Origin of the sequence: Methylophaga sp. UBA2012 (genome assembly GCF_002335235.1) — a bacterium.
GTDB lineage: Bacteria > Pseudomonadota > Gammaproteobacteria > Nitrosococcales > Methylophagaceae > Methylophaga > Methylophaga thalassica.
Map to the genome: position 1 here is coordinate 136,326 of NZ_DDCG01000005.1, position 15,189 is coordinate 151,514.

At 40.7% G+C, this 15,189-nt stretch carries 15 protein-coding genes; 13 read left to right on the forward strand and 2 right to left on the reverse strand.

Features of this window, described 5'->3' with window-relative positions; all coding sequences use genetic code 11:
* Positions 1-3: 3 nt before the first annotated feature.
* The 5 genes from B2248_RS05430 to B2248_RS05450 all read left to right on the forward strand — a co-directional run bounded on the left by B2248_RS05430 (position 4) and on the right by B2248_RS05450 (position 4,300).
* Complete coding sequence (locus B2248_RS05430) at positions 4-1,242, forward strand: oligosaccharide flippase family protein (RefSeq protein WP_349676130.1); 1,239 nt, start codon at positions 4-6, stop codon at positions 1,240-1,242.
* Positions 1,239-2,249, forward strand: coding sequence for an EpsG family protein (locus B2248_RS05435; RefSeq protein ID WP_273182541.1), 1,011 nt, complete (start codon positions 1,239-1,241; stop codon positions 2,247-2,249). Before B2248_RS05430 ends, B2248_RS05435 begins: the two co-directional genes overlap by 4 nt.
* Before the next feature lie 115 nt (positions 2,250-2,364).
* Positions 2,365-3,330, forward strand: coding sequence for an NAD-dependent epimerase/dehydratase family protein (locus tag B2248_RS05440; RefSeq protein ID WP_273182539.1), 966 nt, complete (start codon positions 2,365-2,367; stop codon positions 3,328-3,330).
* 12 nt (positions 3,331-3,342) lie between these two features.
* On the forward strand, positions 3,343-3,906 hold the full coding sequence (locus tag B2248_RS05445) for a sugar transferase (protein ID WP_273182537.1): 564 nt from the start codon (positions 3,343-3,345) through the stop codon (positions 3,904-3,906).
* 124 nt (positions 3,907-4,030) lie between these two features.
* Complete coding sequence (locus B2248_RS05450; RefSeq protein WP_273182534.1) at positions 4,031-4,300, forward strand: ComEA family DNA-binding protein; 270 nt, start codon at positions 4,031-4,033, stop codon at positions 4,298-4,300.
* Positions 4,301-4,344: 44 nt separating this feature from the next.
* Here the strand turns inward: B2248_RS05450 and glnD are convergent, their stop codons facing one another.
* Positions 4,345-6,963 (reverse strand): [protein-PII] uridylyltransferase, encoded by a 2,619-nt coding sequence (glnD, locus tag B2248_RS05455; protein WP_273182532.1) that lies wholly within the window; start codon positions 6,961-6,963, stop codon positions 4,345-4,347.
* A 15-nt stretch (positions 6,964-6,978) separates the two neighbouring features.
* Positions 6,979-7,746, reverse strand: coding sequence for a type I methionyl aminopeptidase (gene map / locus B2248_RS05460; protein ID WP_273182530.1), 768 nt, complete (start codon positions 7,744-7,746; stop codon positions 6,979-6,981).
* A gap of 271 nt (positions 7,747-8,017) precedes the next feature.
* On the opposite strand from map, the gene rpsB reads away from it, so the two are divergent.
* The 8 genes from rpsB to rseP all read left to right on the forward strand — a co-directional run bounded on the left by rpsB (position 8,018) and on the right by rseP (position 15,164).
* Positions 8,018-8,770 (forward strand): 30S ribosomal protein S2, encoded by a 753-nt coding sequence (gene rpsB, locus B2248_RS05465; RefSeq protein WP_273182527.1) that lies wholly within the window; start codon positions 8,018-8,020, stop codon positions 8,768-8,770.
* A gap of 105 nt (positions 8,771-8,875) precedes the next feature.
* The gene (gene tsf, locus B2248_RS05470; protein WP_007145914.1) at positions 8,876-9,757 is read left to right on the forward strand and encodes a translation elongation factor Ts; all 882 of its coding nucleotides are present in this window, start codon (positions 8,876-8,878) and stop codon (positions 9,755-9,757) included.
* Positions 9,758-9,760: 3 nt separating this feature from the next.
* Entirely contained in the window at positions 9,761-10,486 is a 726-nt protein-coding gene (pyrH, locus tag B2248_RS05475) for a UMP kinase (protein ID WP_007145913.1), read from the forward strand.
* Positions 10,487-10,494: 8 nt separating this feature from the next.
* On the forward strand, positions 10,495-11,052 hold the full coding sequence (frr, locus tag B2248_RS05480; protein ID WP_273182523.1) for a ribosome recycling factor: 558 nt from the start codon (positions 10,495-10,497) through the stop codon (positions 11,050-11,052).
* A 33-nt stretch (positions 11,053-11,085) separates the two neighbouring features.
* Positions 11,086-11,832: an isoprenyl transferase gene (locus B2248_RS05485; protein ID WP_273182520.1), complete on the forward strand. Its 747-nt coding sequence runs from the start codon at positions 11,086-11,088 to the stop codon at positions 11,830-11,832.
* The gene (locus tag B2248_RS05490; RefSeq protein WP_273182518.1) at positions 11,825-12,655 is read left to right on the forward strand and encodes a phosphatidate cytidylyltransferase; all 831 of its coding nucleotides are present in this window, start codon (positions 11,825-11,827) and stop codon (positions 12,653-12,655) included. Before B2248_RS05485 ends, B2248_RS05490 begins: the two co-directional genes overlap by 8 nt.
* Positions 12,652-13,839, forward strand: a complete 1,188-nt coding sequence (ispC, locus tag B2248_RS05495) for a 1-deoxy-D-xylulose-5-phosphate reductoisomerase (protein ID WP_273182517.1) — start codon at positions 12,652-12,654, stop codon at positions 13,837-13,839. Before B2248_RS05490 ends, ispC begins: the two co-directional genes overlap by 4 nt.
* Positions 13,827-15,164 carry an RIP metalloprotease RseP gene (gene rseP / locus B2248_RS05500; RefSeq protein WP_273182516.1) on the forward strand — a complete coding sequence of 446 codons (1,338 nt, stop codon included), beginning with the start codon at positions 13,827-13,829 and terminating at the stop codon, positions 15,162-15,164. Before ispC ends, rseP begins: the two co-directional genes overlap by 13 nt.
* Positions 15,165-15,189: the final 25 nt, after the last annotated feature.

The following is a 15,189-nucleotide window of genomic DNA, read 5'->3' on the forward strand; positions in this document are numbered from 1 at the left end:
TCTATGTGGAGTCTTGCAGGTGGTATTGTGCCTGCATTGGCTGCTCTAGGCTCCGTTCCCGTATTCATTTATATCGTGGGAGCCGAGCGATTTGCAATATTATCGTTGTTATTTTCTATCAACCTATTTTTCTTTGTGTATGATTTTGGCTTTGCTCGAGCAATGCATTTTTTTTTACCAAAAGATAAATATAAGTGCAATGAGCAAGAAAAGAGATTGACTAGCGCTAGCCTTACCTTGGCTTTTTTTATTGGCGGTGTTATTTCATTATTTATTTTTTTCTTGAGTCCTTTTTTGGTTGAGTACTGGTTAAATGTTGGAAGTGATAACTCAAGCGAAATGATATTAGCATTTCAAATTGCTGGAGGAGGGGTGCTTCCTGCAATAATGATGAGTGTACTTCGAGGACGCTTTGAGGGGGCAGGTGATTTTAAACAGGCGAATGTAGCTAAAATATTTTCTGGTACAAGTTTATTTTTGCTGCCTTTGTTAGCTGCTATATATAATGATTCGCTTATTCTGCTAGCATTGACTATTACAATATCACGCTTTCTGGCTTTCTTTGTATACATAAAATTAAGTCAAAATATCAACTTTAATAGTTTTATCAAAATAGATTTTTCGTTAGTTTCCAAAATCAAGCATTATGTATTTTGGGCTGCCATCTCAGGATTCTTTTCTACAGCTTTTATATATGCTGATCGTTTTTTTGTTGCAGGCTTCGTCTCAAGTTATGAGTTATCAATATATGTAGCCAGCCAAGATATTTTAAGTCGATATCTGATTATTCCTTGGTCTATAGCAATTGTATTGACGCCATATTTTGCATCGGACCAGTTTAATTATTCTGACTTTAGAGATATTCAAGCACGTGCTTTAAAGAAAATTTTTCTTCTGACTTCGCTATTTGTATTAGCAGTGATTATGATAATTTTTTGGTTATTGCCGCTATGGATTCAAGTAAACTCTTATTTTCTTATTAATAGTATTTCATTAATTTTACTATGCGGTGTCGTTTTTGCGTCCCTTGCACAACTTCCATTAGTGGTTTTATATGCACAAGGAAAAGCAAAGCTTTTAAGTTTTATCTTTTTGAGTGAAGCTATTTTATACCTCTGTTTTGCCCCGCTTTTATATAAAAAATTTGGTATATATGCCGCTGCTTCAGTTTGGTCTGCCCGTTTATTTATTGAAATGACAGCCTTGTATGTTGCTAGTTATAGGATGATGCAAAACAAGTGAATAATAAAATTGATATTACTATCAAGTATGCTGTTTTTATTGCTTTGAGCTTAATTGCGGTCTATTTATGTCAGACTGCTTCGAGAGATTGGATTAATTATCAGTGGTTATTTTCATTAGATACCAAAAAGAGCTGGGGGCAAATATTCTCTGAGATATCAATATTCAAAGAGCCGATATACTTCCTAATTACAAAGTTAGGGGGAGAAATAATTGGCTTTTCGTTATTCATGGCCATTTTGACTATAGTAACTTTAGTCACTAAATTACATTATTTGTCTAAGATAGTTAAACCCACATATGTAGTTTGTTTTTTTTATATTTGTTCTTACTTTCTTCTTTTAGATACAACGGCACTGCGTGTGGCTTATGCCTTGGCATTTACCATTCCAGGTTTTTATTACTTACAAAAAAAGCAAGTTACACTCAGTATTATTCTTGTCGGCTTAGCAAGCCAAGTTCATTTAACTACTATTCTATTCATTATAATTTATCCATTATATTTCATTCGTTATTTAAACTTTGTTGTCTTTGGTATTTTCGTTCTTTCCCCAGTTGTTATTTGGATTAATTTTTCAGTTTTTGAATGGCTAGTTCAATTTTCGACGATTTTCACAGATAAGTATGCTTTTTATGCTCAAACGAAGCTTCTGGAACAACAAAATTCAACAGGGTTATATTTTTATTTTATTGGTTTTTATTATTTACTTGTTGCATCGATTTATTTTTATCTTAGAGATGATATTTTTGAGAATCCCTTTAAGAATGTAATGGCTTCTTTAGCTATGCTCGGCGTAATTGTTATGTGTTTATTTCATGATAATGTTGCTATCGGTGCACGGTTAGGTGAGCTGCTTTTAATCAGTACCGTTTTTTTACTTAGCTGGGTATATTTAAAAGCGAAGGCACATAAACATATATTGATTCAACTTAGTCTCCTTGTTGTATTTTTAATGTATGCAATTGCCAGATTTATTTATTTATTTCCAAATATTGTTTCAATCTGATTGATGGAACAGTATTTCTATATTAATAAAATTAAGTGATTAGCATATTCATTTATCCATAATTTGAAATAAGGGCTGTTGTGGTTACATTACAAAAATTAATGTTTCTCATCTTATGAGAATTTTTCTTACTGGTGCGACCGGGTTTATCGGTAAAGCTCTTGTATGTTTATTGCTAAGAGAAGGTCATGAAGTTTTTGCTGGTGTAAGAAAAATTTCATCAGAATTGCCTACCGCTGTTAAGCAGGTTGAAATAGGTGATTTGCTAAACATAGCTGATGAAAAATTAGATTTGTATTTAAGTCCAATATTGTCTGCTTGTGATGTGTTTATTCACCTAGCAGGACTTGCACATATAAATATCGGGCAGAGTAACGAACAGTTTCTTTTTAAAGATGTGAATGTTAAAGCAACACTGATATTGGCAAAATTGGCTTCAATAAATAAAGTCAAAAGATTTATTTTTTTAAGTTCAATAGGGGTGAATGGAAATCAAACAAACGTACAGCCTTTTACAGAGAATGATTCTCCATCACCAAAAGAGCCATATGCTATTTCTAAGTGGGAAGCCGAAGAGCTTCTTAAGAGTCAATTATCAGAAGAGCAAATGGAATACGTAATTATTAGACCTCCATTAGTCTATGGTCCAAATGCTCCAGGTAATTTTAAGACATTAGTAAAGTGGAGTAAGAAGAGAATACCCTTACCTTTTGGGGCAGTGCATAATCGTAGGTCAATGATAGCCTTAGATAATTTAACCAATTTTATTGCTGTATGTATTAAAAACCCTGATGCTGGAAATGAAACATTTGTAATTGCTGATGATGAGGTGGTCTCTTTGAGCTGTTTGTTAAAACGAGTAGCTGCATCATATGGGCAAAAAGCCAGAATGATTTCAATCCCTGTCGGGATAATAGAGCACTCTTTGAGGTTAATAGGGAAAACATCTTTAATCACACCTTTAATCAGAGATTTACAGGTAGATAGTTCTAAAGCTAAACAGGTTTTAAGGTGGCAGCCCATTATTGCAATGGACCAACAATTAGAGAAAATGGCTGATTTTGATAGAAACAAAAAATGAGATATTAATTTAATGAGTCAGTTATTTATTCGCTTACTGGATATTGTCTTTTCCATTATAGGTTTGCTTGTTAGCTTTCCGGTTCTTTGTGTGCTTTTGATTATAGGTTGGTTCTATACGCGATCGCCGGTATTCCGGCAACGCCGAGTAGGGCAAAATCAAAAAAGCTTTACCTTGGTGAAATTTCGCACTATGCAAAAAGACACTGCTCATGTGGCAACGCATTTGGCTGCGGAGTCTTCAGTCACGCCTTTCGGGCGTTTTCTCAGAAGAACAAAGCTGGACGAGCTGCCTCAGCTATGGAATGTGCTGAAAGGGGATATGAGCCTGGTTGGGCCAAGGCCTTGTCTGGAAAGTCAGCATGAGTTGATTGAAGCGAGAAATAAACTCAATGTATTTTCGGTTCGTCCGGGTATTACGGGTCTAGCCCAGGTTAATGATATTGATATGTCGACACCGGAATTACTTGCTGAAACAGATGCCAGAATGATTGCCTCGTTTTCAGTCAAACAGTATTTTTATTTAATTTTCCTCACCTTGGTCGGCAAGGGAGCAGGGGATCGTATCAGAAAGTGACTTGTGAGCCAGATCACATTCTATAAAAAGTCTGTTTGATTTCCGTTGGTTTGTTCATCTAATCTAAACGTTCAGTTTCAGGAGAAACTGTTTATGGACTTAGTTTTAACACGGAGTATGGATTATGTTACGAAAATCAATTTTTGCCTTAGTATTATCTTTTTTTCTGAGCACCTCTTTTGCTTTTGCTGCCGACAAGATTGATCTGAATACAGCGACCTCAGAAGAGTTACAGATGTTAAGTGGTGTTGGACCTGCAACAGCATATGCCATTATTCAATATCGTGATGCTCATGGTGAGTTTAAAACAGTTGATGAGCTTACCAATGTCAAAGGCATTGGAGATAAAAAACTACAACAGCTCTCTGAAGAGCTGATTGTCTCCAAAAAATAATCGTACTTGATATAGAAAACGGCATGTCGCACATGCCGTTTTTTTTATTGAGATAAACCACTCAAAAGTTGTTCTTTGAGTGCATTTTCTTCCAATTCATCAAGCGCATTGTCATCGGCAGTGGTGATAAAAAATACGTCTTCCACCTGATCACCTAATGTATTAATTTTGGCGTTGATAAGCTGAACTTTACATGCCAGAAACACTTGTGCGATAGCCGATACCAGTCCTGGTCTGTCATGTGTATGCAAAGACATAACAGTATGGTTTTGCTGCAGATTTGTTTCAAAATCAATATTTGGTTGTGTCTGAAACAGCTTCATAGTCCTTGGCGTGATGGTGGGACTATAGGGTTTGACGTGGGACGTGTTCGCTAATTGTTTTTCAAGCGAACGGGTAATTTGTCTGGTATCTAGTCTGTCACCATTAACGATAAACGTGTTTAACGCATCATGTTCCTTAGTGACATTGATTTTTGCGTCGAGAACATTGAGTTGGCATTGCTCAAGGGCTGCGGTGATAGCGGCAAAAATACCCGCCCGATCATGGGTGACGATAAATATCTCCAGCGTCTGTTGATCGTTGTGTTTCCTCAGTGCAATTAACGGATCTTCACCGAGATGGTCTAAGCGTTGTTCTGATTGCCAGACTAGTTCATCAACGGAGTGTCTTAAAAAATAATCCAGATCATAAGCGTGCCAGAGCTTACTGATATCTTCTTGGCTACGGCCTTTAGCGAGCAGTTTCTGCATCGCTTCCTGATATTTTTTATAACTCTTTTCACGTGTGCTTTTTGCTTGAGCCTCGGTGTGTTCAATCCACTGATGGGTGCTATGGTAAAGCTGTTTCAATAAAGAGTCTCGCCAGCCATTCCATAAATTATTATTGGTGGCCCTGATATCAGCAACAGTTAACAGATAGAGATAATTGAGTCGTTCAGTTGTTTCTACCAGGTCAGCAAATTTCTTGATGACGGTGGGATCTTCTAAATCACTTTTCTGAGCGGTAGTCGACATCGCAAGGTGATGACGAATCAGAAAAGCCACAATACTCGTATCATAATCACTTAAATTATGCCGTTCGCAAAATGCTTTCGCATCAACCACACCTAATACACTGTGGTCGCCACCTCTACCTTTGGCAATATCATGATAAATGCCAGCGATATAGAGTATTTCCGGTTTAGGAAGTTGATTGAACACTTCCGAACATAAAGGAAACTCTTCTCGATTTTCTTCACAGGAGAAACGTCTTAAATTGCCGACCAGAAACAGCGTATGTTCATCGACTGTATAGGCATGAAATAAATCGTGTTGCATCTGACCGACGACGCGACCGAACTCAGGTAGGTAAGCACCCAGCACCCCTAACTCATTCATACGCCGAAATTCATGTGTCACACCTTTAGGTTGACGAATAATTTCCATAAACAAGGTGCGATTTTTTATGTCCCGGCGGAAATTATCATCTATCAGATGTAAATGGGCATGAATCTGACGGATGGTGGAGGCTCTGACTCCTTTGAGGTCAGGGTTTTGTTGAAGAATAAGAAAAACTTCCAGTAAGGCATAAGGATAGTAAGCAAAAATGCCAGGATTGATTGTTTCCAGATAGCCATTATGAGACTGAAAGCGACGATTAATGACTTTCACTTCACGCGGTTCATCGGCTAGGATAATAGTTTCTTCAAATAGCTGCAGTAGAAGACTATTCATTTGCCGTACAGCACGAGCACAACGATAGTAATCTTTCATGAATTTTTCGACGGCTAGCCGGGACTCATCGTCTTTGTATCCCAACTTTTTGGCGAGTTCTCGCTGAAAGTCGATCATTAATTTTTCTTGTTTACGACCAGCAAGGTGATGGAGAGCAAAGCGGATTGTCCACAAAAAGTTTTGCGCTTTTTGTAAGGTTTCATATTCACTATTTGCCAGAAAGCCTTTTTGACGAAGTCCTTCCAGATTTTTGACATCAAAGTGTTGCTGCGCCACCCAGTTGACGACCTGAATATCTCGGAGTCCGCCCGGTGATTCTTTAATATTAGGTTCAAGATTGTTGGCTGTATCGTTATAACGCTGATGACGTTCTAATTGCTCTTGTCTTTTTAATTCAAAAAAACGCCGTGTATCCCACGTTTTATTGGTGACAGTCAATTGTTGCAGAGATTCAAACAGATTGCTGGCACCACATAAAAGGCGTGCTTCAAGCAAATTGGTGGCAATGGTGATGTCTTCTTCAGCCTGCTGGCGGCATTCCTGTATCGTTCTGACGCTGTGACCAATTTCCAGACCCACATCCCAAAGTTGAGTCAGGAAGCTCGATAGAGAATCCGGCGGAGAGTCAGAGATTGACTCATCGAGTAAGATTAAAACATCAATATCAGAGTAGGGGTGAAGCTCGCCACGACCATAGCCACCTACAGCAATTAAACTGACAGGCGTATCATCGGAAATGTGTTGTTGCCAGATCTGATTAAGAATTTCATCAACAAAAGAGGCACGTTGATAGACTAATTCTTCAATCGGGCTACCCGAATCAAATTGTTGTTGCAGGTATAACTGACCTTGTTTTAAGGCTTGTCGACAAATTTCATTGGTTACCTCTGCATCAGAAGGTATAACTAAGTTACCAACTTCCCAGATAGATAGAGTCTGCTGAGGCATACAACACCTTATAGATTAAACGGTTTCTTCTTCACGTAAGGTCAGAATCTCATAACCGTTATCAGTCACTAGAATTGTGTGTTCCCATTGTGCTGATAAGGAACGGTCTTTGGTTACCACGGTCCAGCCATCGGGTAATTGACGAACGTGGCGTTTACCGGCATTAATCATAGGTTCGATTGTGAAGGTCATACCTGGTTTGAGTTCAAGTCCAGTACCTGGTGTGCCATAGTGAAGGACTTGAGGATCTTCATGGAAGACCTGTCCAATGCCATGACCACAGTATTCACGAACAACCGAGAAGTTTTCTTTCTCGGCATAAGTCTGAATAGCATGACCAATATCACCCAGGCGAATACCAGGTTTAACCATTTCAATACCCACAAACATAGATTCACGGGCAACTCGACAAAGACGCTGAGCCAAGATAGATGTTTTACCAATCTGAAACATTTTGCTGGTATCGCCATGGTAACCATCTTTAATGACGGTGATATCGATATTGATAATATCGCCATCTTTCAGTTTTTTCTCACTGGGAATGCCATGACAGATAACATGGTTAACCGAGGTACATATGGAGCGGGGGAAGCCGTGATAATTTAATGGGGCAGGAATAGCTTGTTGTTGATTGACGATATAGTCATGACAGATTTGATTGAGCTCTTCAGTTGTAATACCGGCCTGGACATGTGGTTCAATCATCGTCAAAACGTCAGCGGCGAGTTTTCCCGCAATACGCATTTTTTCAATTTCTTCGGCAGTTTTTATACTGACAGCCATTTAAATTCCCTGCTAATTTTGAAATGAAGTTTCTGATATCAGGCATAGTTTGCCGTAAATCAGCTTTAGTCACCAGTGATCATTCCTGGCGATGCTGTTAATTGTTCTTTTAGCTTTGTTTTGTTGCTTAAGTATGGAATAATATGCGCGCCGAAAGAAGGCAAAATCACACATGTGCCGTCACAGGTGTCGGGGTGCTATTAGGTCTGGCCTAATTAGTCGACAACTGGGGTACGTGGAGGTTCAACCCCATACTATTAAAGGTATACACATGGCTAAAACAACAATGCGCCAAATGCTTGAAGCAGGCGTTCATTTCGGGCACCAAACCCGTTACTGGAACCCAAAAATGGGTCCATTCATCTTTGGTAAACGTAACAATATCCACATCATCAACTTAGAACATAGCTTGCCAATGTTCAACGATGCGTTGAATTTTGTCAGCAAACTGGCTTCTAAAAAAGGCCGTATCATGTTCGTTGGTACCAAACGTGCAGCACAAGATGCGATTCGTGAAGATGCTGAACGCGCTGGAATGCCATACGTTAACCGCCGCTGGTTAGGTGGTATGTTGACTAACTTCCAAACAGTGCGTCAATCAATCAAGCGTCTAGATGCTATTCAAGACATGATCGAGTCAGGTAAAACTGAAGGTCTGAAGAAAAAAGAAGTGTTAGATCTTGCTCGTGAACAAGAAAAATTAGAAAAAAGCATTGGCGGTATTCGTAAAATGACTGGCTTGCCAGATGCGATGTTTGTCATTGACGTTGAACATGAACGTATTGCAATCCAAGAAGCGAGAAAGTTAGGTATTCCTGTTATCGCTGTTGTCGATAGCAACAGCAACCCAGATGGCGTTGATTACGTCATTCCAGGTAATGATGACTCAATGCGTGCAATCCGTCTTTACACTGCAAACATTGCTGATGCCATTCTGGAAGGCCGTGCTTCTGTCACAACTGCAGATGCAAAAGAAGAATTCGTAGAAGTTGCTGAAGAAAGTGCTGAACCAGCCAGCGAATAATTTCTACTAGTTTAATTCAGCAGGCTCGCCCGAGGGTGGGCCTGTGTTGTATATGAGCTCAGTGATGAGCATTCATAAAACAATCAGATTAAAAGGGTTAGAGCAATGGCAATTACTGCAGCTTTAGTAAAAGAATTACGTGAGCGTACAGGCTCAGGCATGATGGAGTGCAAAAAAGCACTTGTTGAAGCAAATGGTGACATTGAAGTCGCTATCGAAGAAATGCGTAAATCAGGTTTAGCAAAAGCCGATAAAAAAGCAGACCGCATTACTGCTGAAGGCATTATCGGAATTGAAGTTAGTGCTGATAATAAACACGCTGTTATGGTTGAAGTGAACTCTGAAACTGACTTCGTGGCAAAAGCAGATGATTTTGTGAACTTTGTTTCTGCTGTAGCGAAAAAAGCACTGGAAGCTCAGCCAGCTGACTTAGACGCTTTAAAACAATTAACACTAGATTCTGGTGATACGGTTGAAACTGTTCGTCAGGCACTGGTTGCAAAAATTGGTGAAAACATTCAAGTTCGCCGTTTCACCTCATTAAATACTGATGATGGCATTATCGGTTTTTATCGCCACGGTGACCGTATCGGTACAATGGTACAGTTGAAAGGCGGTAACGAAGAATTGGCTAAAGATTTAGCCATGCATGTTGCAGCTAATCGTCCACAAGCGATTTCTCCAGATGAATTATCACAAGAGTTGTTAGACAAAGAACGTGATATCGTGGCGACTCAAGCACGTGATAGCGGCAAGCCTGAAAACATCATCGAAAAAATGATTGAAGGTCGCATGGCGAAATTCGTTAACGAAATCAGCCTGGTTGGCCAACCATTCGTAAAAGATCCAGATGTAACAGTTGAAAAACTGATCAAACAAGCCGGCGCTTCAATTGAAGCTTTTGAGTTCTTTGAAGTCGGTGAAGGTATTGAAAAAGCAGAAGACAATTTTGCTGAAGAAGTAATGGCACAAGCCAGAGGGAAGTAATTTATGACACAAACGGGAAGTCAGCCAGTTTATAAGCGTGTCCTGCTCAAACTGAGTGGCGAGGCACTGATGGGGGATGCGGAGTATGGCATCCAGCCAGAAGTGATTTCCCGTTTTGCCAAAGAGATATCTGAGCTGAACGCGCAAGGCGTTCAGCTCGGTGTCGTCATTGGTGGCGGAAATATCTTCCGTGGTGCAGGTCTAGCCGCGAGCGGTATGGATCGTGTCAGTGCTGACCATATGGGTATGTTAGCGACAGTCATGAATGCCCTGGCTTTACAAGATGCGCTGGAACGTAACGGTACCTTCTGTCGCGTCATGTCTGCAATAAGAATTCACGAGGTTTGCGAAGATTATTTACGTCGTCGTGCTATCAGACATCTGGAAAAAGGACGCGTGGTTATTTTCGCTGCCGGCACAGGCAACCCCTTTTTCACCACAGACTCAGCGGCAAGTTTACGGGCTGTAGAAATCGGCGCAGAACTGATGTTAAAAGCGACGCAGGTAGACGGGGTTTATAATGCTGATCCCCGCAAAGATCCGAATGCTGTTCGTTATGATGAGCTTAGCTACGATGAAGTCATCAATAACCGCCTTGCTGTAATGGATACTACAGCTGTCGTCATGTGTCAGGAACAAAAGATCCCTTTACGTGTGTTTGACGTGCATACAAAAGGTAATCTGACAAAAATTATCTATGGCGAACAAGTTGGAACATTAGTGAAATAGGATTAAATATGATTGAAGATATCAAGAAAGATGCTGCTGATCGTATGAAAAAAAGTGTTGCTGCACTTGGAACAGCAATGGCAAAAATTCGTGCAGGACGTGCTCACACCAGCTTACTGGATCATCTGCAAGTGCCGTATTACGGTTCTGATGTTCCATTAAGTCAAGTCGCTAACGTTGGTGTTGAAGATTCAAGAACGTTGACAGTGACACCATGGGAAAAAGACATGGTCTCTGTGGTTGAAAAGGCGATAATGACTTCCGATCTTGGTGTGAATCCTAATAGTGCTGGTATGACTATTCGTATTCCTATTCCACCTCTGACCGAAGAACGTCGTCGTGATCTGGTTAAAGTCGCAAAAAACGAAGCAGAAAATGCACGTATTGCGGTACGTAATATCCGTCGTGATGCTAACAGTACGCTTAAAGATCTATTGAAAGAAAAAGAAATCTCTGAAGACGAGCAACGCGGTGCTGAAGAAGATATTCAGAAACTGACCGATGCTACCATCAAGCAAATTGATGACGTGCTTGCAGAAAAAGAAACGGATTTAATGGAAGTGTAACCCTACGGTTACACTCTCATTGACCATTCTTAAATGAATACCCCCCCAAAAGAGAATATTCCTAAACACATTGCCATCATTATGGATGGTAATGGTCGCTGGGCAAAACGTCGATTACAGCCACGATTTATGGGGCATCGTGCCGGTGTGAAAACCGTGGCTGATATCGTAAAACGCTGCGCTGAGCTGGGTGTCGAGGTTTTAAGTTTATTTGCCTTTAGTAGTGAAAACTGGCGCAGACCGGGCAAAGAAGTATCCCTGTTGATGGAATTATTTAGTCACGCACTGGATAATCAAGTCAAAAAGCTGCACGACAATAATATTAGGTTGTGCATTATTGGTGATATAGATAAGTTTTCACCGACATTACAGCAAAAAATTGCTCAGGCGCAGGCATTAACTCGGAATAATACAGGACTAATAGTGAATATTGCTGCCAATTATGGTGGACGTTGGGATATTACCCAGTCAGTTCGGCAAATTGCACAAAAAGTAGCTACCGGTGAGCTTAAGCCTGAAGATATTAATGAAGACGATATTAGTGCTTTATTAACAACATCGGCGCTACCAGAGCCCGATTTATTTATCCGTACTGGTGGCGAGCAACGTGTCAGTAACTTCTTGTTATGGCAAATGGCATATACAGAATTTTTCTTCACAGACGTATTATGGCCCGAATTTGATAGTAAACAATTAGATGCGGCTATCAGCTCATTTTCCAAACGTGAAAGACGGTTTGGCCGTACATCTGAGCAATTGCAAGGTCAATCTGATGCTTAAACAACGTTTAATTACTGCCGCTATTCTAATTCCTCTTGCTGTCTGGGCTGTTTTTGCCAGTTCATTAACCACCTTCACTACGTTGATCGTTGCCGTTGCTTTATTGGCTGCATGGGAATGGCATCAGATGATAGGTATTCAGAGCCCTGGCATGCGGGTTATGTTGGCTGTTGATCTGATTATCGTTTTATATCTGGCTATCACTCAACTTAATCCTTATTTCATTATCAGTATTGGCATCCTCATCTGGCTTATTGCACTGGTCGTTATCCTCGGATTTTCGAATAAATCACTAGCTGAGCGGCTGTCACATGTATTTAAAAATAAAGTTTTTGGGGCCATTAGCAGTATTTTGATACTCACCGTATTTGTGGTCTCATCCATTACACTCAAGGCATTTAGTGAAATAGGGGCATTTTTATTCTTCTTTGTGATGGTCACCGTTTGGCTGGCTGACACAGGTGGTTATTTTGCCGGTAAACGCTTCGGAAAACATGCCTTAGCACCAGCCGTCAGCCCTAATAAAACATGGGAAGGTGTGGCGGGAGGCGTGCTGTTTGCGTCGATTTGGGCGATCGGTTTTTATTGGGTAAAAACACCGACAACTATCACCTTGTTTGAATGGCTTTTACTTGCTGTTGTTACCGTTACTGTATCGATTGTTGGTGACTTGTTTGAGAGTTTGTATAAACGCGCATTCTCAGTCAAAGACAGTGGTAATCTGCTGCCTGGACATGGTGGCATATTAGACAGAATTGACAGTTTAATTGCGGCAGTGCCTGTTTTCACTTTCCTTATGTTAATCATGGGTGGCTATAAATGAAATCAGTGACGATTCTTGGGTCAACTGGTTCAATAGGACTGAGTACGCTTGATGTATTAAGTCTTCATCCTGAAAAATTCAAAGTCTACGCTTTAACGGCTAATCGTTCTGTAGAATCCATGCTACAGCAATGCCTTCAGTTCGAACCAAAAATTGCTGTGATGTTAGATGCTGCCGCAGCAGATAAACTGGCTGAAGCGCTTAAAAGAAATCATAGTAAAACCATTGTTAAAATTGGCAAAAAAGCGCTTGAAGAGGTCTCTTCTTCTGCCAATACGGATATTGTTGTAGCAGCGATTGTTGGTGCGGCAGGCTTATTACCAACCTTGGCAGCAGCAAAGGCAGGTAAGCGAATTTTGCTTGCGAATAAAGAGGCACTCGTGATGAGCGGTGCTTTGTTTATGAGAACCGTAGCCGAGAATGGTGCAACATTGCTGCCTGTGGATAGTGAACATAATGCTATCTGGCAGTGTCTTCCCGTAGCCAATACTCAACATCATGATTTTAATGGTAAAGGTATAAGAAAAATTATCCTTACGGCCTCAGGCGGCCCATTCAGAGACTATGATCTTGAACAGTTAGACGATGTCACTCCTGAACAAGCGGTTGCCCATCCTAACTGGTCAATGGGACAAAAAATTTCGGTTGATTCTGCGACCATGATGAACAAAGGTCTTGAAGTGATTGAAGCGCACTGGCTGTTTGGTCTCCAGAGTCAACAAATTGAAGTGGTTTTGCACAGACAAAGTGTTATTCATTCGATGGTGGACTATGAGGATGGATCAGTGTTAGCACAGATGGGTAATCCAGATATGCGCACACCCATTACTAATACGTTGTCCTGGCCAGATAGGATTGCATCGGGTGTGGAACCTTTAGATCTGGTCAAAGTTGGCAGATTAGATTTTAGTGCGGCTGACTTCGCGCGATTCCCTTGCCTACGCCTAGCATATAAAGCATTAAATGAGGGTGGCACCGCGACGGCGATTTTGAATGCTGCCAATGAAATTGCTGTACAGGCCTTTTTAGATGAACAAATTCGCTTTACCGATATTGCCAGAATCATTGATGAAGTGTTGACTGAACTGCCTGTCAATGACGCGACGACACTTGAACAGATCTTGGCGGATGATGCCGCAGCGAGAACCTTAGCTAAAAGCAAGATTGGTTTATGCATTCATTAATTTTCTTTTTAATTGCCTTAGCTATCCTGATTATCATTCATGAATATGGTCATTTTTGGGTGGCCAGACGTTGTGGTGTTAAAGTACTGCGTTTTTCTGTGGGCTTTGGCAAACCTATCTGGCAAAAAGTCGGTAAAGATGGCACTGAGTATGTATTAGCTCCGATTCCCATGGGCGGTTATGTCAAAATGCTGGATGAACGTGAAGTGCCGGTGAGCGAAGATCAAGCTCAGTTTGCATTTAATCGCCAGTCTCTTACAAAACGCGTAGCCATCGTATCAGCTGGACCCATAGCCAATTTACTTTTTGCTATTTTGGCCTACTGGATTTTGTTAGTGGTAGGTGTTTCAGGTATTAAACCGGTTGTTGATGATGTACGTCCATCATCAATCGCCGCGGAAGCTGGATTGCATGCCGGCGATGAAATTCTGCAAATCGATGGTAATGATACGCCGACATGGAATAGTGTTTATAAGGCATTAATTCAAAAAGCAGAGTACGGCGAAAAAATTGATATTACCGTCAGCTCAGCGAATATTAAACAAGAACACTCGCTCACCTTGCCTCAAGTTGGTCTGGAGCAAGTTGGCAATATTCTTGAGCAAATTGGGATTGAGCCACTCCGTCCTTCAATAAAACCGATTCTCGGTGAAGTGGTGCCCGGCTCTCCGGCAGAAAAAGCCGGTTTAAAATCAGGTGATATGCTGGTCAGTGCACAACAAGAAATTATTCCAAGTTGGAATCAATGGGTTGAGTTGATTCAGGCCAGTGCAGGTAAAACGTTAGATATTGAACTGCTTCGAGATGGTGATCGCTTAGGACTGACTTTGATACCTGAAACAGGTGAGGATGGTAAAGGCCGCATTGGTGCTGCTGTGGATACAAGTCAGACTGCCATACCACAAGAGTTGCAAGCTGAGTTGCGCTATGGACCTATAGATGCAATTAAATACGCTGTGATTCAAACATGGGATTTTTCTTCCTCGACCTTAAAAAGTTTGTGGGGAATGGTTACCGGAAAAGTATCAACCGATAACTTAGGTGGTCCGATTAGTATTGCACAAATCGCAGGCAGCTCTGCTGAGCAAGGGGTTATGTCCTTTATCAGTTTTCTTGCGATGATAAGTATTACCCTGGGTATCCTGAACTTATTACCTATTCCTATGTTGGATGGTGGGCATCTGGCTATGTTTGTATTTGAAGCTGTCAGAGGAAAACCTCTTTCTGAAACAGTACAAGTTCAAGTGCAAAAAGTGGGCTTCCTTGTTTTGATAATGGTGATGTTTATTGCCTTTTTTAATGATCTATCAAGAGTGTTTGGATAATCAGATTAATTGCAGGTACACTTAC